The organism is Kosakonia sp. CCTCC M2018092 (assembly GCF_003864115.1).
Lineage (GTDB): Bacteria > Pseudomonadota > Gammaproteobacteria > Enterobacterales > Enterobacteriaceae > Kosakonia > Kosakonia cowanii.
Genome location: NZ_CP034225.1, coordinates 188,527 through 212,782 on the forward strand (window position 1 = coordinate 188,527; position 24,256 = coordinate 212,782).

General features: G+C 60.8%; 14 protein-coding genes. 11 read left to right on the forward strand and 3 right to left on the reverse strand.

What is annotated here, in order from left to right; all coding sequences use genetic code 11:
- Positions 1–6 precede the first annotated feature (6 nt).
- Genes bcsA (EH164_RS00905) through EH164_RS00925 form a run of 5 tightly spaced genes read left to right on the forward strand, consistent with a single transcriptional unit; the run spans position 7 to position 9,800 of the window.
- Positions 7–2,112 (forward strand): UDP-forming cellulose synthase catalytic subunit, encoded by a 2,106-nt coding sequence (gene bcsA, locus EH164_RS00905; protein ID WP_124967036.1) that lies wholly within the window; start codon positions 7–9, stop codon positions 2,110–2,112.
- On the forward strand, positions 2,109–4,364 hold the full coding sequence (bcsB, locus tag EH164_RS00910; RefSeq protein WP_124967037.1) for a cellulose biosynthesis cyclic di-GMP-binding regulatory protein BcsB: 2,256 nt from the start codon (positions 2,109–2,111) through the stop codon (positions 4,362–4,364). Before bcsA (EH164_RS00905) ends, bcsB (EH164_RS00910) begins: the two co-directional genes overlap by 4 nt.
- Positions 4,361–8,323 (forward strand): cellulose biosynthesis protein BcsC, encoded by a 3,963-nt coding sequence (locus tag EH164_RS00915; protein ID WP_124967038.1) that lies wholly within the window; start codon positions 4,361–4,363, stop codon positions 8,321–8,323. The genes bcsB (EH164_RS00910) and EH164_RS00915 overlap by 4 nt, the downstream gene beginning before the upstream one ends.
- On the forward strand, positions 8,320–8,796 hold the full coding sequence (gene bcsD / locus EH164_RS00920) for a cellulose biosynthesis protein BcsD (RefSeq protein ID WP_241175059.1): 477 nt from the start codon (positions 8,320–8,322) through the stop codon (positions 8,794–8,796). The genes EH164_RS00915 and bcsD overlap by 4 nt, the downstream gene beginning before the upstream one ends.
- 8 nt (positions 8,797–8,804) lie before the next feature.
- Positions 8,805–9,800 carry a glycosyl hydrolase family 8 gene (locus EH164_RS00925; protein ID WP_124967040.1) on the forward strand — a complete coding sequence of 332 codons (996 nt, stop codon included), beginning with the start codon at positions 8,805–8,807 and terminating at the stop codon, positions 9,798–9,800.
- 197 nt (positions 9,801–9,997) lie between these two features.
- Here EH164_RS00925 and bcsG read toward each other — a convergent pair whose 3' ends face one another.
- From bcsG to bcsE, 3 genes are read right to left on the reverse strand one after another with little or no spacing between them, the layout of a single operon-like run.
- Entirely contained in the window at positions 9,998–11,677 is a 1,680-nt protein-coding gene (gene bcsG / locus EH164_RS00930) for a cellulose biosynthesis protein BcsG (protein WP_124967041.1), read from the reverse strand.
- Positions 11,667–11,867 (reverse strand): cellulose biosynthesis protein BcsF, encoded by a 201-nt coding sequence (bcsF, locus tag EH164_RS00935; RefSeq protein WP_023482035.1) that lies wholly within the window; start codon positions 11,865–11,867, stop codon positions 11,667–11,669. Before bcsF ends, bcsG begins: the two co-directional genes overlap by 11 nt.
- Positions 11,864–13,423, reverse strand: a complete 1,560-nt coding sequence (bcsE, locus tag EH164_RS00940) for a cellulose biosynthesis c-di-GMP-binding protein BcsE (RefSeq protein ID WP_023482036.1) — start codon at positions 13,421–13,423, stop codon at positions 11,864–11,866. Before bcsE ends, bcsF begins: the two co-directional genes overlap by 4 nt.
- 172 nt (positions 13,424–13,595) lie before the next feature.
- Between bcsE and bcsR the strand changes: the two genes are divergently transcribed.
- The 6 genes from bcsR to bcsC are packed head-to-tail and all read left to right on the forward strand — an operon-like array spanning position 13,596 to position 24,147.
- Positions 13,596–13,784 carry a cellulose biosynthesis protein BcsR gene (gene bcsR, locus EH164_RS00945; protein WP_023482010.1) on the forward strand — a complete coding sequence of 63 codons (189 nt, stop codon included), beginning with the start codon at positions 13,596–13,598 and terminating at the stop codon, positions 13,782–13,784.
- An 11-nt stretch (positions 13,785–13,795) separates the two neighbouring features.
- The gene (gene bcsQ, locus EH164_RS00950) at positions 13,796–14,542 is read left to right on the forward strand and encodes a cellulose biosynthesis protein BcsQ (RefSeq protein WP_124967042.1); all 747 of its coding nucleotides are present in this window, start codon (positions 13,796–13,798) and stop codon (positions 14,540–14,542) included.
- Positions 14,539–17,142 carry a UDP-forming cellulose synthase catalytic subunit gene (gene bcsA, locus EH164_RS00955; RefSeq protein ID WP_023482046.1) on the forward strand — a complete coding sequence of 868 codons (2,604 nt, stop codon included), beginning with the start codon at positions 14,539–14,541 and terminating at the stop codon, positions 17,140–17,142. Before bcsQ ends, bcsA (EH164_RS00955) begins: the two co-directional genes overlap by 4 nt.
- A 25-nt stretch (positions 17,143–17,167) precedes the next feature.
- Positions 17,168–19,564 carry a cellulose biosynthesis cyclic di-GMP-binding regulatory protein BcsB gene (bcsB, locus tag EH164_RS00960; RefSeq protein WP_124967043.1) on the forward strand — a complete coding sequence of 799 codons (2,397 nt, stop codon included), beginning with the start codon at positions 17,168–17,170 and terminating at the stop codon, positions 19,562–19,564.
- Between the two features lie 6 nt (positions 19,565–19,570).
- Positions 19,571–20,677, forward strand: a complete 1,107-nt coding sequence (gene bcsZ / locus EH164_RS00965) for a cellulose synthase complex periplasmic endoglucanase BcsZ (protein ID WP_124967044.1) — start codon at positions 19,571–19,573, stop codon at positions 20,675–20,677.
- On the forward strand, positions 20,659–24,147 hold the full coding sequence (gene bcsC, locus EH164_RS00970; RefSeq protein ID WP_124967045.1) for a cellulose synthase complex outer membrane protein BcsC: 3,489 nt from the start codon (positions 20,659–20,661) through the stop codon (positions 24,145–24,147). Before bcsZ ends, bcsC begins: the two co-directional genes overlap by 19 nt.
- Positions 24,148–24,256: the final 109 nt, after the last annotated feature.

Below are 24,256 nucleotides of genomic sequence, written 5' to 3' on the forward strand. Positions count from 1 at the left end.
ACAACTATGAAAAAAATCCTCTCTCTCCTGCTGGCGCTGGTTATGCTGCCTCTCGCCCTGCTGGTGATCATCACGCCGATGGATAGCCAGAAGCAGTACATTTTCGGCCTTATCAGCATCGGCGCGCTGTTTATCGCCGGTACGATCAGTAAAAAGCGCAGCGTCTCGCTGGTGATGGTGGCGATGTCGGTGCTGCTCTCCACTCGCTACATGTACTTTCGTCTGACCCAGACGCTGCACTTCAACTCAGAAATTGAAACGCTGCTCGGTATGGGGCTGTTCCTGGCTGAAGTCTATGTCTGGGTGATGCTGCTGCTCAGCTACCTGCAAACCGCCTGGCCGCTGAAGCGCGACATTGTGCCGCTGCCGGATGACACCAGCCTGTGGCCGACGGTCGATGTCTATATCCCCTCCTACAACGAGCCGCTGGAGGTGGTGCGCGACACGGTGCTGGCGGCGCAGTGCCTCGACTACCCGCGCGATAAACTTAAGATCTACCTGCTCGACGATGGTAAACGCAGCGAGTTCGCGGTATTTGCCGCCGATGTCGGCGTCGGCTACATCACGCGTAATGACAATGCCCATGCGAAAGCGGGCAACCTCAACCATGCGATGAAGCTGACCCACGGCGAGTTAATTTGTGTTTTTGACTGCGACCACGTGGCGACGCGCATCTTTTTACAGGCCACCGTCGGTGGTTTTCTGCAAGACCCTAAGCTGGCGCTGGTGCAGACGCCGCACTACTTCTACTCGCCGGATCCGTTCGAGCGCAATCTTTCCGTCGGGCGCAATATTCCCAACGAAGGGGCGCTCTTCTACGGCCCGATCCAGCAGGGGAATGACAACTGGAACGCCACCTTCTTCTGCGGCTCCTGCGCCGTGATTCGCCGCAGCGCGCTCGATCAGATTGGCGGCTTTGCGGTCGAAACCGTGACCGAAGATGCCCACACCGCGCTCAAGTTGCAGCGTCTTGGCTGGGGCTCGGCGTTTATTGATATCCCGCTGGCGGCGGGTCTGGCGACGGAGCGGCTGGTGCTGCATGTTATTCAGCGTACCCGCTGGGCGCGCGGCATGACGCAGATCTTCCGTCTCGACAACCCATTGCTCGGGCGCGGGCTGACCCTGCAACAGCGGCTCTGCTACCTGAGCGCGATGCTCTATTACCAGTTTGCCCTGCCGCGCATCGCCTTCTTAACCGCGCCGCTCGCCTACTTACTCTTTAACCTCAACATCATTCACTCCTCGGCGAGCCTGATTTTCGCCTATGCGCTGCCGCACCTCTTTCTCGCGGTGTATGTTAACTCGCGGCTGAATGGGCGCTTTCGCTACAGCTTCTGGGGCGAGATTTACGACCTGGTGCTCGCCTTCCACATTGTGCTGCCGACGGCGGTCACCATGCTGTTTCCGAAACGCGGCAAATTCAACGTTACCGACAAAGGCGGGCTGCTCAACGTCGGCTATTTCGACTTCAGCGTTGTGCGTCCGCACCTGATTATCGCCCTGCTGCTTGGCGCAGGGGTGATTGCCGGGATTGTCCGCGCCTGCGCCCACGACTACTTCGGCGTCGATCCGCGCGTCATTGCCCTCAACGTCGGCTGGGGGTTATACAGCCTTATCTTCCTGCTGGCGGCGATTGCGGTAGCACGCGAAACGCGGCAAACCCGTAAAACCATCCGCATCGAGGTCGAAATCCCGGTGCTGATCCACTACGCCAGCGGCATTGTCTCCCGCAGCCAGACGGCGGATCTGTCGATGGGCGGCTGCCGCATCGTCGCCCCGGACGATCGACACTTAAAGGATGAGATCGAGGAGATCGAACTGCTACTTCACTCCGGGGCGATTGCCCTGCCGGTACAGACCGTCGCCAGCGATGAGAACGCCATCCGCTTGATGTTCAATGATATTCCGCTGGCGCGCCGCCGCGAGCTGGTGCGCGTGGTGCTGGCGCGTGCCGATGCGTGGATCCACCCGCCGAAGCCGCAGGACAACCCGTTCCGCTCGATGTTGACCATTGTGCGCTGCGTCTTTGACCTCTTCTGGCTCACCTGGCGTTCGCGGCGTGAAAACCGCCGTCTGCGCGCCGAAAAAGTGCAGGAGGAGAGCCGGGTATGAAACGTCTCACCTTACTTACCCTGCTGGCGAGCGCGCTGGCTGTCGCGCCGCTGCACAGCGAGCCGACGGCCGTTGACGCGCTGCTGCCTGCGGTTTCCGCCTTTGCCCCCTCGCGCGTCGAGAGCGTGTCGTTAGCGCAGATGGGCCAACCGCAGGGCCTGACGCTCAGCGGCGGCCAGTTCCAGGGCGGCGTCGATTTCACGCTGCCGATCGATCAGGTAGTCACTAACGCACGGCTGGCGCTGAACCTGAAAATCTCCCCGGCGCTGGCGGCGGCGAACGCCACGCTGCAACTGATGTTGAACGGGCAACCGCTCGGCACCGTGCCGCTGAGCGCTGTCGAAGGCGATACTGCCCGCTACCAGCTTGATGTCCCGGCGGCGCTGATGGTCTCCAGCAATAACCTCAGCTTCAAAATCAACGGCGGTGATGCCGCGCAGTGCCAGCGCGATGCCGACACCAAAAGGTATGTGACCATTCTGCCGGACTCGCGCTTTGAGCTGGAGGGACAGCAGCTCGATATTGGGGCCGATCTCAGCCACTTCCCGCGCCCCTTTTTCGACAGCATGCAGATGACACCTGCCGCCATCGCCATCGCTTTTTCCGCAAAACTCAGCCCTGACGCGCTTAGCGCCGGGGCACTGATCGCCTCATGGTTAGGCATTCAGGCCGATTATCGCGGCGTCGCCTTTGCCGCGTACCACGACCGGCTGCCAGAGAAGAACGGCATTCTGATTGGTCACCCGGGCGAGCAGATCGGCGGCCTGACGCTGCCGCAGAGCCAGAAGCCGCTGCTGAAGATCATCGATAACCCGGCTAACCCGGTCTATAAGCTGCTGCTGGTGGTGGGCAAAGATGATGAAGCGCTACGGGCGGCGGCCTGGCGGCTGACACGCGGCGAGTTCAATGCGCAAACGGCTGCCACAGAAGTCGCGGCGCAGACGCTGCCGCTGAGCCAGCCCTATGATGCGCCGCGCTGGATCGCCACCGATCGTCCGGTGATGCTCTCCGAGCTGATCCGCAAGGATCAAAGCCTGACCGCTACCGGCATCTGGCACCCGTCGTTACAGGTTGCGTTTCGCGCCGCGCCGGATCTCTTTTTGTGGGACGGCGAGACCATTCCGCTGCATATCGGTTACCGCTTCCCGACCGAAAGCTGGATCGATGAAGAGCGCTCGTGGCTGAGCATGACGCTTAACAACACCTTCCTGCACAACCTGCCGGTAAACAAGCAGGGCGCGCTGGAGAAGCTGTGGCACAAGCTCGGTGGCGATGCCCGCCAGGAGCAGTTTGATATGCCGCTTGAGCCCTACATGATTTATGGCGATAACCAGCTCTCCCTCTACTTCAATATCGTGCCGAAGGCGGATGCGCCGTGCAGCACCTTGCTGAATAACAACATCAAGAGCCGCATCGACGAGCATTCGTGGATCGATCTCAGCCATACGCGCCACTTCGCGCTGCTGCCCAATCTCTCCTACTTTGTCGGCGCGTCATTCCCCTTTACCCGGCTGGCGGACTACGCCGAAACGGTGCTGATGCTGCCGCCCGCGCCGAGCGAAACGCAACTGGCGACACTGCTGGATATGGCGGCGCGCGCCGGTAACGCCACCGGCACGGCACTAACCCACAACCGCGTGCTGCTCGGCATGCCCTCCGGCGACAAGGCGCGTGAAGTGCTGGAAAACCGCGATGTACTGGCGATAAGCGGCATGGATCAGCATGCATTTAACCGCGCGCTGCTCGTTGACTCGCCCTTTACCGCCCATGACAGCACGCTCGGCGTGCGTAAACCCAGCGCGTGGCAGAAGGCGCAGCGCTGGATGATGGGCGACTGGGCCGCCGACGGGCTGGAGGCGGATCGCTACTTCTCCTCCAACGAAGCGTGGCGCGGTTTTGTCAGCTTCCGTTCGCCGTGGAGCAGCAAACGGCTGGTGGTGCTGGCGCTCGGCAGCAGTGACGCCCAGCTGGCGCAGCTGCATGACGATCTCTCCTCGGCGACCATCAACGCCGGGATTCGCGGCGATGCGGCAATCATCACCGATGAGAACGGCGTGCGCAGTTTCCGCGTCGGCGAGCAGTTCCCGAGCGGCGAGATGCCGCCGCAGATGATGATTATCTGGTACGCCAACCAGCACTCGGCGCTGCTGGCGCTGCTCGGCCTGCTGTTGGGCGCGCTGGTGGGCGGGCTGCTCTACCGCACCCTGAAACAGCGCGAGCGTAAACGACTCAACCCGGAGAAGCAGAAATGAAAAAGGTCACCGCGTTATTTTGCCTCTCCGGCGCGCTCAGCTTCGCGGCGCTCGGCCAGGCGCAGGCTGCGTCTAACCCGGCGGCATTAAAGGCGCTGTTCGATCAGGCCCACTACTGGCATGAAAAATCCCACGACGATCTGGCAACGGCGTCGCTGCAAAAGGTGTTGATGGTCGACGCTAACAACACGCAGGCGCTCTACTTACTGGCGCTGTGGGCGCAGCAAAATGGCGATCTGAAAAGCGCTGCACAGTGGCGCGCGCGGCTGGTGCAAACCGCGCCGGCCGATGGCAGCCTGCAGGCACTCGATAACGCCAACGCGCTGGCGCAGGTGCCGCAGGGGCAGCTAACCCTCGCGCGGCAGCAGGCGCGCAGCGGCAATATTCCGGCGGCGCTGGAGACCTGGCACGGCCTGTTTAACGGCGATACGCCGCCGCAGAGCCTGGCGCCAGAGTATTACCTCACCATGGCGAGCGACAAAAGCCTCTACCCACAGGCGCTGGCGCAGCTGCGCGCGCTGGTTGAGCAACATCCGCAAGATAACGCCGCGCGTATCGCGCTCGGCAAACTGCTCACCTGGCAGGAGGCGACGCGCCGTGAGGGGATGCTGGCGCTGGAGCCAATGGCGAGCGGCAGCAAAGAGGCCGACGAAGGGCTGCGCCAGGCGCTGTTGTGGCTTGCGCCGCAGGCAGGCGATGAGCGTTTCTACGACACCTGGTTGCAGCGTCATCCGGACGACAGCGAAATGCAGGCGTGGTATCGCAAAAGCATCGGCGGGCGGGCGAAGGGCGCAGGCTTTGAGGCGCTGAACAGCGGCGACAGCAGCGCGGCGAAGCGCCAGTTTGCCCAGGTGCTGCAAACCAACCCGCAGGATGCCGACGCGCTGGCGGGCATGGGTTATATCGCCCAGCGCAACGGTGATTACCAGGCGGCGGCGCAGTATCTGAGCCGGGCGGCAAGCCAGGGCGGCGACGCGTCTGACGAGCGGCGCGCGCAGGCGGAAGATGCCGCCTTTTATGGTCAGCTGGCTCAGGCGCAGCAGGCGCTGAAAGAGGGGAATCTCAGCCAGGCGCTGGCGATCTCCGCGCCGCTGGCAGAGCAAAACGGCGATCGCGGCACGGCGGCGAAGCTGTTCCGCGCTGATGTCCTGCGCCAGAACAAAGATTACCCGCAGGCGGAGCAGGCGCTGCGCGGCGTGCTGAATAGCGAGCCGCAAAACGCCCCGGCGCGGGAGAACCTCTACTACGTGTTGCGTGAACAGAACAAAACCGCCGAGGCGCAAACTATTCTGCGCACCTTGCCCGCCGCGCTACAGGCGAAGCTGCAACCGCGCACGGTAAGCGGCACGCCTGGCGATCCGCTGCGCCGCGAAGCGCAACAGCTGGCGGCAAGCGGCAACCGTGAGCAGGCGATTGCCGTGCTGCGCCAGGGCGTGGCGCGTTTACCGGATGATGGCTGGCTGCGTCTCGATCTGGCGCGTCTGCTGGTGCAGGCCGGGCAGGAAAATGAGGCGGCGAATGTGATGCTGCCCGCGCAGCGTCAGGGGGCAGGGGCCAGCGCGCTCTATGCCGCCGCGCTGTTTGCCAGTGAGCAGGGCGGCTGGCAGCAGGCCAGCGCCTTGCTGGGGCGTATTTCGCCTGCCAGCCAGACGGCGCAGATGCGCGATCTGGCGCAGCGGGCCAACTACAACTTACAGATGGTCACCGCCGAGCGTTACCTGGCGCAGGGCAATATGACCGCTGCCGCCAACACCCTGAAAGCGCTGGCGCAAACGTCGCCCGCCAGCCCCGTCGATGCCGGAAAACTGGCGCGTATGCTGGCGCGCAGCGGCGATCTCACCTCGGCGGTCGCCCTGGTGCGCAGCAATATGCGCCAGGGCGTGCAGGGCAACGCCGGGGATTATGCCGATCAGATTGCCGTGCTCAACCAGGCGGGACTCAACGCCGAAGCGCAGACATTTGTTGAAAGCCCCGAGATGCAGGCGCGCAGCACGCCAGCGCAGCTTGCCGGGGTACGCAACGGCTATGTCATCAACGAGGCCGACAGGCTGCGCGAGCAGGGGAACTACGCTGCGGCGTACGACACGCTGATCCGCGCATTGCAAAACGACCCGCAGAACACCGATTTGATGTTCGCCATGGGGCGCCTGTATCAGTCCGGCAAGATGAACAAAGAGGCGGGCGTGCTCTATGACTACCTGATGACCCGCGACAGCGACGATCAGGCGGCGCGCGTCGGCGCGATTGATGTCGCGCTGGCAGAGAACAACGTCGGGAAAGCGCAAACCCTCGCCAGCGGCCTGCGCAGCGACAATTCGCCGGATCGCCTGCTATTGCTGGCGCGGCTGGAGGAGGCGAAGGGCAACCACCAGCAGGCGATGACCTATTTACGCAGCGCGCGCGGCAAGCTGGTCGGGCTGGAGGAGAGCAACGGCACCGGCACGCCAACCCTCGGCGGCGTGCTGCTGGCGGATAACCCCTTCACCACCACCAGTAAAACGCCGTCGCCTTACGGGCAAGCGATGCCGTGGCAGGTGGCGCAGACGGCGCGCGAGCCGGGCAGCCAACTGCCGGGTACCGCACGAACCGATCTGCCGATCGAGACGACGCAAAGCCGCACCCTGCGCCAGGTGGACGAGATGATGCAGCAGATGAACGAGAAAACCGGCATGTGGTTGCAAGGCGGGGTGGCGATCCGCGGGCGCGATGGCGAGACGGGCACCAGCAAGCTGACGGAGGCAAAAGCGCCGCTTACCTGGTCCAGCTCGCCGTTTGGCGAGTCGCGCTTTGAGTTGACCGCCACGCCGGTTTCCCTCAGTTCCGGCAGCGCATCGGGCGATGCCTGGCGGCGCTACGGCAGTAACCCACTGGCGGATGCGGCGACCAATCTGGCGACTTCCATTAAAACGGCGAACAGTTCAACCGCTACCGACGGCAGCGATAAGTTCACCGATCTGGCCCGCTACGCCGACGCCGGGAAACTATCGCCCTTTACCGCAGAGGGCTTCGACAACCTCAACTCGCTGCTCGGTTCGAGCCGTTTACAGAGCCTGAGCGAGTCGACCTACAAGAAAAATTATAACGATCCGATCCGCGCCTCGACCGATGCGCAGAACGGCAACGGTGTTGAGCTGAACATGGCGCTGAGCGGCGAGGGCTACAAGCTCGATATCGGCACCACGCCGCTGGGGGAAGATCTCAGCACGCTGGTGGGCGGCGTGAAGTGGTCGCCGAAGCTGACCAACTACCTGACGCTGATCCTCACCGGCGAGCGCCGCGCGGTGACCGACAGCCTGCTCTCCTACGTCGGCTTGCAGGATAAGTTCTCCGGCGAACGCTGGGGTCGGGTGACCAAAAACGGCGGCAGCGCGCAGCTGAGCTACGATGATGGCGATGCCGGGTTCTATGTTGGCGGCGGTGGCTACAGCTATCTCGGCGAAAACGTCGCCAGCAACAGCAGCCTTAACGCTAACGCCGGGGTCTATCTACGCCCGTGGCATGATGATTTCCGCCAGCTACAAACCGGGCTGAGCATTAGCTGGATGGATTACGCGAAAAACCTCAGCTACTTCACCTTCGGCCAGGGGGGTTACTTCAGCCCGCAGAACTACGTCAGCGTCTCGCTGCCGGTCGACTTCACGCAGAAGATCGATAACTGGAGAGTGCGCCTTGGCGGGGCGGTGGGGTATCAATCCTACACCCAGGATAAGAGCGACTACTTCCCGACCTCTCCGCAGGCGCAGGGGATGCTGGAGCAGCTGGCGGCGCTCGGCTTTATCAAAGAGGCGCAGTATCGTGGCTCGTCGCAAAACGGCATCGGCTACAACTTCCGCGCCGGGCTGGATTACAACGTGAACAAAAATATGTCGGTGGGCGGCAACGTCGGGTACGACACCTTCGGCAGTTATAACGAAAGCACCGCAGGCCTCTGGCTGCGGTATATGTTGGGAGATAAATAATGACCACCAACTTGACCCCTGAACTGGCTTGGCATCAGCAACAGCAGACGCCGCCGGGCTGGTTTGATCTGCTTAGCGTGATGGTCGATGGCATGGTGAGAAACGTCGGCGAAGCGCAGAGCCTGCCGTTTTTGCGCCAGATGGGCGAGACGCTGGCCGTGCAGATGCCGCTTATGGCATCAACTACCGTTGGTGAGCTGGAAGCGGCGATCAACGCGAGGCTTGCCGCCTTCAACTGGGGCGTAATTGATATTGAGGCCAGCGACAGCGGCATGACTTTTCGCCACCGCGCGCTGCCCGTCGCCCGCGATGAGGCGCAGCAGACGCGCTGGTGTCACGCCTTTTGCGCCGTGCTTGAAGGGCTTTATGGCCGCTGGATGCAGGATCAGGGCGGCGATGCGCGCCTCGTGTTTAGCCGGGAAGCGCTCTATTCTGTCTCGGATGTTCTCTTTCGCTACGCCAACCCAGAGTGAGACTCGCTATGTTTAAACCCCTGTTTGCCGCGATGGTGATGTTAACCAGCCTGCTCTTTTCCACCGTGTCGCAGGCCGCGACCGCCTGGGAGAGCTATAAAGCGCGCTTTTTAATGCCCGACGGGCGGATTGTCGATACCGGCAATAACAACGTCTCCCACACCGAAGGGCAGGGTTTCGCCATGCTGATGGCGGTCGGCAATAACGATAAAGCGGCGTTCGACAGCATGTGGCGCTGGACGCACACCACGCTGCAAAACAAGCAAAACGGCCTCTTTTACTGGCGCTATAACCCGGTGGAGGCCGATCCGATTGCCGATAAAAACGATGCCACCGACGGCGATATCCTTATCGCCTGGGCGCTGCTGAAGGCGGGCGAGCGCTGGAATCTGCCCGCCTATACCGCTGCCTCGGACGCCATTACCCAGGCGGTGTTGAAACATACTGTGATTAATTTTGCTGGCTATCATGTGATGCTGCCGGGGGCGAAAGGCTTTAATCTCAATAGCCGCGTGACGCTGAACCCCTCCTACTTTATCTTCCCGGCGTGGCAGGATTTCGCCAACCGCAGCCACCGGGTTATCTGGCAGCAGCTGATTGATGACGGGCAAAAAATGGTGGGTAAGATGGCCTTCGGCAAACCGCGCCTGCCGACCGACTGGGTATCGCTCTCGGCGGACGGTACTTTTAGCCCGGCAACGGAGTGGCCGCCGCGCATGAGTTACGACGCCATTCGCGTACCGCTCTACATCGCCTGGCACAATCCGCAGAGCGCGTTGTTGACGCCGTGGCGCAGCTGGTGGCAGGGGTTTGAGCGCAGCAAAACACCGGCGTGGGTCAATGTGACCAACAACGAGAATGCGCCTTACAACATGAACGAGGGGTTGCTGGCGGTGCGGGATTTAACTCTTGGCGAACCGACGGGGGAGCCGCAGATCACCGCCCAGGATGATTATTATTCCGCCAGCCTGAAGATGCTGGTCTGGCTGGCGCAGCAGCGTTAACAAGTGCGGTCTGATGCCGGGTGGCGGCTATGCCTTACCCGGCCTACGGAGTGTGCGGTCTGGGTGCCGGGTGGCGGCTTTGCCTTACCCGGCCTACGGGGTGTGCGGTATGGATGGGCGGTGCCTTACCGGGCCTGCGAATACCACCGGAGCGGTTTTCGTAGGCCTGATAAGCGCAGCGCCATCAGGCAAGAGCGTTACTGCGGATAGGGCACCCAGTCGCCGCCATTAAGCCGCACGTACGGCTTGTTCTGGTACTGGATCACCACCGCATTGGCGTTCTCCGATACCGGCGCGGTTTGCGGCAGGTTGCCAATCAACTTATCCCAGTCGACGCTATCCTGGGTGAAGATTTTGCCATCCAGCACGCGGGTAACAATCTCCGACACTGCCAGGAAGCTGCTCGGCTGGTTAATCACCAGCGGCGCGCCCTGATGCGGCGCTTTCATGCCGAAGAACTTAATCGCCGTCGGCACGTTGGTAATCGACGGGCTTGGAATATCGCGCAGGCCGGAAACCTGCATCTTATCCCCCTGCAACGCTGCGCCGTGCTCCGGCACCAGCACTACCATCACTTTGCGCCCGGACTTATCCAGCTGCGTGAAGAAGGCATCCAGCTCATCAAACAGCTTCTGCGCGCGCAGTTTGTAATCCGCCGTTTTGCGATCGCCCGGATAGTGGTTGCCATCGTGCAGCGGCAGCAGGTTATAGAAGGTGGCGGTCGGTTTGCCCTGCTTGAAGCTGTCTGACTCCATCCAGCGGTTAAGCACCGCGGTATCGTCAAAAATCGGCGAGCCGTCAAAGGAGAGCAGCGTCGGCGGCAGCCCCGCCTGGTTCATCAGCGGTGCCTGCATACCGCCATTGTCACGCACCTCTTTCAGGAAGCCGCCAAACTCGCCGTTATGATCCATCATCAGCTGTTGGGTAAAGCCGAGTTTCGACAAATTATCAAAGAGATAACACTGGTTATTCGCCTGCTGATAGAGATTCTTGTGCGACGGCTGACCGCAGCTGGCGCGCAGCAGGCGAATCGCTGCCGGGCCGCTGTAGGCCGTGGCTGAGTTAAAGTTTTTAAACTCAATATCGAAGTGTGACCAGAGCGGGTGCGACGCCAGACCGGCGGCTTCAATATCGGCCCACGACAGGGAGCAGATATTAATAAACAGCAGATCGAACGGCTGCGCATCGGCAGGAAGCTGCGTCGGGAAAGGGGTTTGACGCTTCTCTTCCGCCGCATAGAAGCTGGCGAGCCATGCGTTGAGGTTTTCCGAGGTTGGCGGTGCCGTTTGCGCCGGAATATCGCCGACTACCGGCGTATTGCCCGCAGCCGCAACCGTTGCTGCCTGCGAACCGCCGGTGGTGGTAACCGTGGTAGTCGGCTGGCCGCCGGGCCACAGATTAAAGGCCGGGCCGGTTAAGGTCAGCACGTTCAGCCAGATCATGATCGCCACCACAAACACCGTGACGCGTATCCACTGCGACAAAAAGAGCCACGCCACCAGCAGCACAAACACTGCGCCAATCATCTGCCAGTTGATAAAGCGCGTCACCAGGTCGAGCAGATAATCGGCGCTAAAGCCCGCCACCTGCGTGCCCTGGCTCATCATGCTTTCAAGCCCCGGCAGCCAGGTGTCGTGCCAGAAGAGCGCAAAACCAAGCGGGATCGCCACCCAGTGGCGCAGGCGATGCAGGCTCAGGCGCGGCAGCGGCACCAGCAGAAACGCCATAAATACCAGGTTCAGCATCGGGTGGAAGTTAAGATAGCCTGCCCACAGCAGGCCAAACTTCACCAGGAAGTAGAAGTTCCAGCCGGAAAGGCCGCGCCAGTATTGCCACAGCGGCGACGGAGCAGAAGAGGGGATCGTATTATTTGTCATGTTTACGGTCTGCCTTGGCGTGCGGATCCCTGCGTAAAACGCCAATCGGTTTTACATAGCGGGGTTTAGTAAAAGTTAAACGGAGCGCGGTACGCAACGGGCGCTGCCAGTGGCGCGCAAGGTAGCCCAGCGGAAAGAAGATCAGCGCGCAAAGCACGATAAGCTGAATAATATCGCTGATTGACATCATGAGGAGGGCTCCGTCACATCGCTTAATAACCGGTGCGGTTGGGGAATACGACGCCAGCTGGTGCCATCGTGTTCGGCATTAATCAACTTCTTCTCCTGACGGGTAGCGGGCAGCGGCTTCGAGGCGCGCTCCGGCGGCAGGGCGCGCATCTGCACCACTTCAGCGGCAATCTGGTTATCTTCGAACCACACCATGCGGTTTGAGAAGATATCGCCCGTCGGCAGCGGGAAGATATGGTTCAGCGCGGTATCGAGATCGTTAACCCGGCAGAAGGATAAGAAGAGCACCAGCCGGTTATCGCTCATGCTGACGATATCGCCGACGCGGTTTGGCCGACAGAGCGTTAGCGCCTGCTCAACGCGAATGCCCGGCACCGGGCGCAGCGCCACCAGCACCCCTTTGCCATCCGGCGGTAGCAGCGTGTTGTTGACCATATTGCTCACCGCATCGCAAAACACCTCCCACGGCTGGAAGCCGCGCAGCTTCAGCGGCTGCGTCATCGACAGCAGAGTAGAGATATCTTCCGGCACCAGCCGCGTAAACTGCTGACCCTGCACGCTCTCAATCAGCGTTAAGCAGCGCGACAGCGGGGCGTTCCACGGGATCACCATATTCGCGCCGCAGCCGAGCAGCAGGCGCTCATCGGTGGCACGCAGGCTGGCGATGGTTTCACGTACGATAATTTTGAGGTTGTTACCGCGCTGGCGGCGCAGGGTGTGGATCTGGCGCGCAAGGCCGTCGATTTGGCTATTCTGCGCGAGAACAAAAATCAGCGTCGCTGCCTGGCTGGCGCGCGCCTCTTCAAATAGTGCCTCGTTGGTGGCGAACAGGTTCCAGTGTTCAGAGAGCGGCGGCGCGCCCTCCAGCACGGCGACATTACTTAAAACCCGTTTTTCATCGCTGCGCGGCTGAACCGAAGCCTCTTCCTGTTTGGCTAACTGCCACTGGCCTTCAACTTCGGTGAGCAGTAATTGCTGACGGGCGCTGATCCCTTTTTCATTACACCACCACGCTACATCATATAGCGGGATACCATTCTGATAGCGCAGGCTCGCCAGACCAAAAAGCGAGCGATATTCACTCATCAGAATCGAGGATTGCTTGTCATTGTTGCTGCCGGGGTTAATTACTACCAGGGTGCAATTATTATATTTCGCCCAGGCTTGAGTTTTTTCTAACCATTTGCGTAATTTAGGAGCAGGAATATTCTGCCAGGCATTATTCGCACAGAGCAGGAACACTAAATATTTGTCCGGGTCAATAGAGCTGAGTAAATCGCGGGTGAAAAAGTATAAACTATTTTCCTCTTTTGGCATGGAAAAGAGCTCGACTTTTTCAGGACCGTGATTTTTATCTAATTTAATGACATTTCGCAGGTCGTGACCCATGCCCGCTACCGCGACTTTCGCCGCTTTATCCTGCGCAGCAAGGGTTTGGTTGAGCAGGCTCAGGGCGTCCTGCTCACGGTCGGTATTTAACCACCAGACCCCGCCCACAGGCATGTGACGCAATTCGTCCCATAATGATTGGATGCCGATAGAAAATATGGGGTTCACGGTGTCCCTCTTGCAGCGAATTTATCTGTAACTCAGTTTACTAGCGAAAGCCGAGAAATAAACCTAACATTGAAATTAAAGAACATCAGATTTAGCATGTAAACGCACTTTCTTGGGCACGATGCCTTGTGTCTTCTTACATCATTTTATATGCAACTGGGATCGGGCCAACATGAAAAAAAATGAACCCGTTACGCAATCTGACCCGACTCTGGGTTACACATTCCAGAACGATTTTTTGGTGCTTAGCCGGGTATTTTCCCTGCCTGAAATCGACTATGCCGATATTTCCCAGCGCGAACAACTGGCCGCCGCGATTAAACGCTGGCCGCTGCTGGCTGAATTAGCCCGTCAACAATAAAGGACCCGTGGATGACCATCTTGGGACTACAGGGGATCCGTGGTGGCGTGGGGACGACCTCGATCACCGCGGCTCTGGCCTGGTCACTGCAACTCTTAGGTGAGTCGGTGCTGGTAATTGATGCCTGCCCGGATAACCTTCTGCGCCTCTCATTTAATGTCGAGTATGAGGATCCAACCGGCTGGGCGCGGTCGCTGCTTGACGGCAACGAGTGGCGCGATGCTGGCATGCGCTACACCACGCAGCTCGATCTGCTGCCGTTTGGCCGCCTGGCAGCCAACGAGTGGGAGAATGCCGCGCAGCTTGACGCCGTGGCCGCCCAGTTGACCTCCGCCCTGAAAGAATTAAAAACGCAGCAGCACTATCAATGGGTGCTGATTGACCTGCCGCACGGCGTATCCCCGCTGGCGCGGCACTTTATCGATCTCTGCGACAATCTCTTCACCATTATCAAACCCGATACCAATTGCCACGTGCGCCTGCACCAGCAGCCGCTGCCCACCGGCGCGCATCTGTTAATTAACGATCTGCGCATTGGCAGCCAGTTGCAGGACGATCTCTGGCAGGTGTGGCTGCAAAGCCAGCCGCGCATGATGCCGATGGTGATCCACCGCGATGAGGCGATGGCAGAGTGCCTGGCTTCGAAGCAGCCGCTCGGCGAGTACCGCAGCGATGCGCTGGCGGCCGAGGAGATCCTGACGCTTGCCAACTGGTGTCTGCTCCATTTCGCGCCTGCTGCACAGGGGAGTGAGGCATGATTCGCCTTGCCACCTGGCTGCTTATTCCGCCAGTGGGCGCGCGGTTGAACGCGCGCTATCAGCATTATCGCGACCACGGCGCACCGCGCTTTAGCGCCGCGTTGGGCTGTTTCTGGGCGATCCTCGCCTGGATGTTTATCCCGCTGGAGCACCCGCGCTGGCAGCAGCTGCGCGCGCAGCAGAACCACTGGTTTCCGCATATCGATCCCGACCGTCCGCGCCCGCTCGACCCGGCACGCTACCTGATTCAGACCCTGTGGTTGATGGTGACGCTGCCGCTGGGGGCGCCAAGATCGCCGCGTCGCCAGCACTTTGCCCGTCTTCGCGTGCTGCGCGGGCGCTGGCACCATTTCCTTGAAACGCTGCCGGAGCGCATGACGCAGCGCACGGGGCATCTCGACAATAAAAAAGAGCTGGGGCACATCAACCCGAAAGTGCGGCGCATTATTCTTGGCACCGTGGTGGTCTTCTCGTTCCTGCTCGCCATTGTTTGTATTACCCAGCCCTTTAACCCGCTGTCGCAATTCGTCTTTTTGATTCTGCTGTGGGGCGTGGCGCTGCTGGTGCGACGCATTCCGGGGCGCTTCTCGGTGCTGATGCTGGTGGTGCTCTCCCTGACGGTCTCCTGCCGCTATATCTGGTGGCGCTACACCTCGACCCTCAACTGGGATGATCCGGTCAGCCTGGTGTGCGGCCTGGTGCTGCTGTTTGCTGAAACCTATGCGTGGATTGTGCTGGTGCTCGGCTACTTCCAGGTGATCTGGCCCCTTAACCGCCAGCCGGTACCGCTGCCGAAAGATATGTCGCTCTGGCCGTCGGTCGATATTTTTGTCCCGACCTACAACGAAGATCTTAACGTGGTGAAAAACACCATTTACGCCTCGCTGGGTATCGACTGGCCAAAAGATAAGCTTAAGGTCTGGATTCTGGATGATGGTGGGCGCGAAGAGTTTCGCCAGTTCGCCAAACAGGTCGGCGTCGAGTACATCGCCCGCACCAGCCATGAGCACGCGAAAGCGGGCAACATCAACAACGCCCTGAAGTATGCGAAAGGGGAGTTTGTGTCGATTTTCGACTGCGACCACGTGCCGACGCGCTCCTTCCTGCAGATGACGATGGGCTGGTTCCTGAAAGAGAAGAAGCTGGCGATGATGCAGACACCGCACCACTTCTTCTCGCCGGATCCGTTTGAACGTAACCTCGGGCGTTTTCGTAAAACGCCAAACGAAGGCACGCTCTTTTACGGCCTGGTGCAGGATGGCAACGATATGTGGGATGCCACCTTCTTCTGCGGCTCCTGTGCGGTGATCCGCCGCGGGCCGCTGGACCAGATTGGCGGCATTGCGGTTGAGACGGTAACGGAAGATGCGCACACCTCGCTGCGCCTGCACCGCCTCGGCAATACCTCTGCTTATATGCGTATTCCGCAAGCGGCGGGGCTGGCGACCGAGAGCCTCTCGGCGCATATCGGCCAGCGTATCCGCTGGGCGCGCGGCATGGTGCAGATTTTCCGACTCGATAATCCATTGATGGGCAAAGGGCTGAAGTTTGCCCAGCGGCTCTGCTACGTCAACGCCATGTTCCACTTCCTGTCGGGCATTCCGCGGCTTATCTTCCTGACCGCGCCGTTAGCGTTCCTGCTGCTGCATGCCTACATCATCTATGCTCCGGCGATCATGATCGCGCTCTTCGTAATGCCGCATATGGTGCACGCCAGCCTGACCAACTCGAAAATCCAGGGCAAGTTCCGCCACTCCTTCTGGAGTGAGATCTACGAAACGGTGCTGGCGTGGTATATCGCACCGCCAACGCTGGTGGCGCTGATTAACCCGCACAAAGGGAAGTTCAACGTTACCGCCAAAGGCGGGCTGGTCGAAGAGGAGTATGTCGACTGGGTGATCTCGCGCCCCTATATCTTCCTCGTGCTGCTCAACCTGCTCGGCGTGGCGGTCGGCATCTGGCGTTACTTCTACGGCCCGGAAAACGAGATACTGACCGTTTTCGTCAGTATCGCGTGGGTGTTCTATAACATGGTGATCCTCGGCGGCGCGGTGGCGGTGTCGGTGGAGAGCAAACAGGTACGCCGCGCACACCGCGTGGAGATGACCATGCCCGCGGCGATTGCCCGTGAAGATGGGCACCTCTTCTCCTGTACCGTGCAGGACTTCTCTGACGGTGGGCTGGGCATCAAGATCAACGGCCAGGCGCAGGTGCTGGAAGGGCAGAAGGTGAGTCTGCTGCTTAAACGCGGCCAGCAGGAGTACGCCTTCCCCGCGACCGTAGCGCGCGTCAACGGCAATGAAGTGGGTCTGCAACTGCTGCCGCTGACCACCAAACAGCATATCGATTTTGTGCAGTGTACCTTCGCCCGCGCCGATACCTGGGCGCTGTGGCAGGACAGCTTCCCGGAGGATAAACCTCTGGAGAGCCTGCTGGATATTTTAAAACTGGGTTTCCGCGGCTACCGCCATCTCGCGGAATTTGCTCCATCGTCCGTCAAAGTGATTTTCCGCTCGCTCACCGCGCTGGTGTCCTGGGTGGTGTCATTTATTCCGCGCCGCCCGGAACGGAATGTGGCCGTGCAGCAACCGATGACGTGATTGGCTTAACAATGATGAATACGCGATGAAAAGAAAATTATCCTGGATGTGTGCAGTGGCAGTGGGGATGAGCACGCTGGCCCCGATGATGACCCACGCAGCGCCTGCGCAACCCGCGCCGAGCGTGCCCGCCGTCGCGCCAGCGACTCAACCGGTGGTCACGCCTGCGCCGGGAGAGACCGAGAGCGTTACGCCAACCATGCCGACCGAAGGCCAGACCGTTATTGGCCAGGTGATGCCGGGCGTGCAGGGGGCGAATGCGCCCGTGGTGGCCGCCAATGCGCCGTCGCGCGATGTGAAACTCACCTTCGCCGAGATCGCGCCGCCGCCGGGCAGCATGGTGCTGCGCGGTATCAACCCGAATGGCGGGATTGAGTTCGGCACGCGCAGCGATGAAGTGGTCTCGAATGCGGTGCTCAACCTTGAGTACACGCCGTCGCCGTCACTGTTACCGGTGCAGTCGCAGCTGAAGGTCTACCTGAATGATGAACTGATGGGCGTGCTGCCGGTGACCAAAGAGCAACTGGGTAAGAAAACCCAGGCGCAGATGCCGATCAACCCGCTGTTTATCACCGACTTTAACCGCGTGCGGCTGGAGTTTGTCGGCCACTATCGCGACGTGTGTGAAAACCCGGCCAGCTCAACCCTGTGGCTCGATATCGGGCGCAGCAGTTCGCTGGATCTCACCTACCAGAAGCTGTCGGTGAAAAACGATCTCTCCCACTTCCCGATCCCGTTCTACGACCCGCGCGATAACCGCCCGCTGACGCTGCCGGTGGTTTTCGCCAGCGCGCCGGATATCGCGCAGCAGCAGGCGGCGGCGATTGTCGCTTCGTGGTTCGGTTCACGCACCGGCTGGCGCGGGCAGACCTTCCCGGTCTCCTATAACGCGCTGCCGGAGAGCAACGCCATTATCTTTGCCACCAACGATAAGCGTCCTGATTTCCTTAAAGATTTGCCGCCAGCGAAGGGGCCGACCATCTCAATGGTTAACCACCCGAACAACCCTTACCTGAAGCTGCTGGTGATCAGCGGGCGTGACGATAAGGATCTGCTGCAGGCGGCGAAAGGCATTGCCCAGGGCAATGTGCTGTTCCGCGGCGAGAGCGTGACGGTGGATGAGGTGAAACCGCTGCTGGCGCGCCAGCCTTACGATGCGCCAAACTGGGTGCGCACCGACCGCGCGGTGACCTTTGGCGAGCTGAAAGGCTATGAAGAGCAGTTGCAGGCGACCGGCCTTCAGCCGTCGTCCATCAACCTGTCGCTGAACCTGCCGCCGGATCTCTATCTGCTGCGCAGCACCGGCATCGACATGAACCTCAACTATCGCTATACCGCCCCGCCGACCAAAGATGGCTCGCGGATGGATATCAGCCTGAATAACCAGTTCCTGCAATACTTCAACCTGACCGGCACCCAGGAGAGCAACAACCTGCTGCTGCGTCTGCCGGTGCTGCAAGGGCTGCTCGACAGCAAAACGGATGTCTCCATTCCGGCGCTGAAACTCGGCGCGGTGAACCAGCTGCGCTTCGATTTCCAGTATATGAACCCGATGCCGGGCGGCACGATTGATAACTGCGTCACTTTCCAGCAGGTGCCGAACCGCGTGGTGATTGGCGATGACTCCACCATCGACTTCTCGAAGTATTACCACTTCCTCGCGATGCCGGATCTGCGTGCCTTTGCCAATGCGGGCTTCCCGTTCAGCCGCATGGCGGATCTGTCGCAAACCATCGTTGTGACGCCGCCGCAGCCGACGCCGGCACAGGTCTCCACGCTGCTTGACTCGTTGGGCACGGTAGGCGCGCAGACCGGTTTCCCGGCAATTAACGTGCAGTTAACCAGCGATGGCAACCAGATCAAGGATAAAGACGCCGATATCATGATTATCGGTGCCATTCCGCCTGAGCTGAAAGATGATAAGCATATCGATCTGCTGGTGAATGCCGCGCAGAGCTGGGTAAAAACCCCGCTGCGCCAGACGGCGTTCCCGTCGATTGTGCCGGATGCCGCTGACCGCCAGGCCGATGCGCAAACCGGTGTGACCTCTGATGGGCCGATGGCGGCGATTATCGGCTTCCAGTCGCCCTATCACGAACAGCGCAGCGTGGTAGCGCTGCTCGCCGATAGCCCGCGCGGTTATGAGTTGCTGAATGGTGCGATTAATGACAGCGGCAAGCGCGCGGCAATCTACGGCTCGGTGACGGTGATCCGTGAATCGGGGGTAAATGGCCTGCGCGTTGGCGATATCTACTATGTCGGTCATCTGCCGTGGTTTGAGCGCATCTGGTACGCGCTGGCGAACCATCCGGTGCTGCTGGCGGTGCTGGCTGCGGTTTGCGTGGTGTTGATGGCGTGGGTGCTGTGGCGTCTGCTGCGTATCATCAGCCGCCGCCGTCTTGACCCTTCCGATCATGAGTAAACAGTAATGAAAAGCGTACGCTGGGTGGTGATGGCGATGCTGGTAATGGCGGCGGTGAATGTTCGCGCCGCCTGTAGCTGGCCGGCCTGGGACCACTTTAAACAGGCCTATATCAGCGACGGCGGGCGAGTTATCGACCCGAGCGATTCGCGCAAAATCACCACCTCGGAAGGGCAGAGTTATGCGCTCTTCTTCGCGCTGGCGGCGAACGATCGCGCCATGTTCGATAAAGTTTTGCGCTGGACCGAAGATAACCTTGCTGAAGGCTCGCTTGATAAGCAGCTTCCCGCCTGGCTGTGGGGCAAGAAGGCTGATAACGGCTGGGAAGTGCTCGACACCAATTCTGCGTCTGATGCCGATATCTGGATCGCCTGGTCGCTGCTGGAGGCGGGCAGGCTGTGGAAAGAGGATCGCTACAGCCAGTTGGGCAAATCCCTGCTGACGCGGATTGCGAAAGAGGAAGTGGTGACGGTGCCGGGGCTGGGTTCCATGCTGCTGCCGGGCAAGGTCAGCTTTGCTGAACCGACAACGTGGCGCTTTAATCCGAGCTATCTCCCGCCGCAGCTGGCGAGCTACTTCACCCGCTTTGGCGCGCCGTGGTCGACGCTGCGTGAAACCAACCTGCGCCTGCTGCTGGAGACCGCGCCGAAAGGCTTCTCGCCGGACTGGGTGCGCTATGAGAAGGGTAAAGGGTGGCAGTTGCAGCCGGGTAAAACGCTGGTCAGCAGCTACGATGCTATTCGCGTTTATCTCTGGGTCGGGATGATGAATGATGCCGATCCGCAGAAAGCGCGCCTGCTCAACAAACTGAAGCCGATGGCGACCGCGACGATAAAAAATGGCGTGGTGCCGGAGAAGGTGGATGTTGCCAGCGGGCAGATCCGCGGCGATGGCCCGGTCGGTTTTTCCGCCTCGATGCTCCCTTTCTTGCAGGATCGTGACGCGCAGGCCATGCAGCGCCAGCGCGTTGCTGACCACTATCCCGGCGACGATGCCTACTTCAGCGCGGTACTGACGCTGTTCGGCCAGGGCTGGGATCAACACCGTTTTCGCTTCACCCCTCGCGGTGAGTTACAACCTGACTGGGGCCCGGAATGCACAAGTTCGCCGTAACTTTTCTTTGTGTTTCAATCGGCCTCTCGCTGGCACCTGCCGCCGGGGCGGCCGAGCCAACCAGCGCGCAGCAGCAGTTGCTGTCGCAGGTGCGTCTGGGTGAAAGCGCCCGCCGCGAGGATCTGGTGCGCCAGTCGCTCTACCGCCTTGAACTGATCGACCCCGATAACCCTGAGGTGGTGGCGGCGCGCATGCGCTATCTGCTGCGTCAGGGCGACAGTGCCGGTGCGCAAAAGCAGCTCGACCGTTTAAAGCAGCTGGCACCGGACTCCAGCGCCTATAAAGCGTCGGTGACGACGATGGCGCTCTCCTCGGCTGAAGGCCGCCAGGCGCTGCAACAGGCGCGTTTACAGGCCACCACCGGCCACACGCAAGAGGCGATTGCCGCCTATGACGCGCTGTTTAAAGGCAACCCGCCGGAGGGCGATATTGCCGCTGAGTACTGGCTGCTGGTGGCAAAAGTGCCTGCGCGCCACAACGAGGCGGTAAGCCGGTTGCAGGCGCTGAACAGCCGTAACCCCGGCAATGCGCAGTTGCAGGGCGGTCTGGCGCAGATGCTGTTTGCCGACGGGCGCGATGCCGAGGGCTACGCGCTGCTGGAGGAGATGGCGAAATCGAACGCCGGGCGCGACACCGCAGCCGGGCTCTGGTATCAGCAGATCCAGCGTATGCCGGTCAGCGATGCCAGCGTGAAAGCGCTACAACATTTTCTGACTCTCTTCTCCGCTGGCGACACGGTTGATAACGCCCGTTCCCTGCTGGCGGCGCAGCAAAAACAGCTGGCTGACCCGGCGTTTCGTGCCCGTGCCACCGGCCTTGCGGCAGTGGATGCCGGGCAGGGGGCGAAAGCGATTGGTGAGCTGCAACAGGCGGTTAATGCTAACAGTGCCGACAGCGAAGCCGTTGGCGCGCTGGGCCAGGCTTATTCACAAAGCGGCGATCGCGCCCGCGCGGTGGCGCAGTTTGAAAAAGCGATCGCTATGGACCCGAACAGTGGGAGCCGCAGCAAGTGGGAGAGTCTGCTGCAAACTAACCGCTACTGGCTGCTGATCCAGCAGGGCGATGCGGCGTTAAAAGCCAATAATCCGGCGCAGGCCGAGCGTTACTACCAGCAGGCAAGGGCGACGGATAACAGCGACAGCTATGCGGTGCTCGGCCTCGGTGACGCGGCGGCGGCGCGCAAAGATAGCGCGGCGGCAGAGAGCTTCTACCGCCAGGCGCTGCGCATGGACAGCGAAAACACCAATGCCGTGCGCGGGCTGGCCAATATTTACCGCGCCGAGTCGGCGGAAAAAGCCGAAAGCTTTATCCGCTCCCTTAACGCCAGCCAGCGGCGCAGCATCGACGATATTGAACGCGGCCTGAATAATGACCGCTTAGCACAGCAGGCCGAAGCGCTGGAGAGCAAAGGCGAGTGGGCGCAGGCCGCCGCGCTGCAACGCCAGCGGCTGGCGCTCGATCCGGGCAGCGTCTGGATCACCTACCGGCTGGCGAGCGATCTGCGCCAGGCCGGGCAGGCGAGCGAAGCGGACAACCTGATGCGGCAACTGGCGACGCAGAAAGCGGGCGATGCGGAGCAGGTTTACGCCTACGGGCTCTATCTCTCCGGCACCGAGCGTTCGCAGGCGGCGCTGGATCATCTCAACACGCTGCCGAAGGCGCAGTGGAACAGCAATATTCAGGAGCTGGCCGACCGGCTGCAAAGCAACCAACTGCTGGATCGGGCGAACCGTCTGCGCGACAGTGGCCACGAAGATGAGGCTATCGCTCTATTAACCCAGCAACCGGCGAGCACGCGGCTCGATTTAACCCTTGCCGACTGGGCGCAGCAGCGCGGCGATGCCAGCGAGGCGCAGGATTACTATCAGCGCGTGCTCAAGCGCGAACCGGCTAATGAAGAGGCGCTGCTTGGGCTGGCTGAACTCTATGCCTATAGCGGCAATCCGCTGGCGGCGCGAGCGCAGCTGGCAAAACTGCCTGCCGCCTCAGCGAGCGGCGAGCCGCCCTCGATCAACACCCAGCGTCGGCTGGCGCTGGTAGAGAACCAGCTTGGTGACAGCGCCAGCGCAAAACGCATTTTCAGCGCCATTGTGCCGCAGGCCAAAGCACAGCCGCCGTCGATGGAGAGCGCGCTGGTGCTGCGCGATGCCGCACGGTTTGAGGCGCAGAACGACGCGCCACAGCAGGCGCTGGAGCACTATAAAGAGGCGATGGTCGCCGCAGGCATCACGCCGCAGCGCCCTGCCGATAACGACGCCTTTACGCGCCTGACGCGCAACGATGAGCGCGATGACTGGCTGAAGCGCGGCGTGCGCAGCGATGCGGCGGATCTCTATCGCCAGCAGGATCTCAACGTCACGCTGCAACATGAGTACTCCGGCTCCAGCGGCACCGGCGGTTATTCCGATTTGAAAGGCCACACCACCATGTTGCAGGCGGATATGCCGCTGGCGGACGGGCGGCTGTTGCTGCGCGCCGACATGGTGAATATGGATGTTGGCACCTTCAGTCAGAACGCCGATGGCTCCTATGATCCGAACTTTGGTACCTGTGGAGATATTGATTGCGTAAGCGGTAACCGCCATCAATCCGATCGCGGCGTCAGTATTGGCGCAGGCTGGCGTAACGAACGCTGGGGGATGGATATCGGCACCACGCCGATGGGCTTTAACGTTGTTGATGTGGTCGGCGGCGTGAGTTACAGCGGGGATGCCGGGCCGCTCGGTTACACCGTTGATCTGCACCGTCGTGCTATCTCCAGTTCGCTGCTGGCCTTTGGCGGGCAGAAAGATCCCAACACCGGGAAAACCTGGGGCGGCGTGCGTGCCAACGGCGCGACGCTGAGCCTCAGTTACGATAAGGGTGAAGCCAACGGCGTCTGGGCAAGCCTCGGCGCGGATACGTTGCAGGGGAAAAACGTCGACGATAACTGGCGCGTGCGCTGGATGACCGGCTACTACTACAAGCTGATTAACGAAAACAATCGGCGCGTTACCGTCGGCCTGAACAACATGATCTGGCACTACGACAAAGACCTGAGCAACTACACGCTGGGCCAGGGCGGTTACTACAGCCCGCAGGAGTACCTCTCCTTTGCGGTGCCGGTGTTGTGGCGTCAACGCACGGAGAACTGGTCGTGGGAGCTGGGCGGTTCCGCGTCGTGGTCCCATTCGCGTAACAAAACCATGCCGCGCTATCCGCGGGCTGGCCTGCTTCCGGCTGATTTCCGCGACCAGTTGCGCGGTGTGCAGGAGACGGGAAGTCACAGTAACGGCTTTGGTTATACGGCGCGCGCGCTGGTCGAACGGCGGGTGACCAACAACTGGTTTGTCGGCGCGGGCATTGATATTCAGCAGGCGAAAGATTACACCCCGAGCCACGGGATGATTTATGTGCGCTACTCCGGCGCGGGCTGGCAGGGCGACATGGATATGCCGCTACAACCGCTGGTACCGCAGGCCGACTGGTAAAAATAGACTATTCCTGGCGGGAGATTGCCGCGCATTGGCTGCATTGCGCGGCGATTAACCTCCTAAGATTCAACGTGTTATTACCTCTTTTTGCGCCACTCGCGGGCCA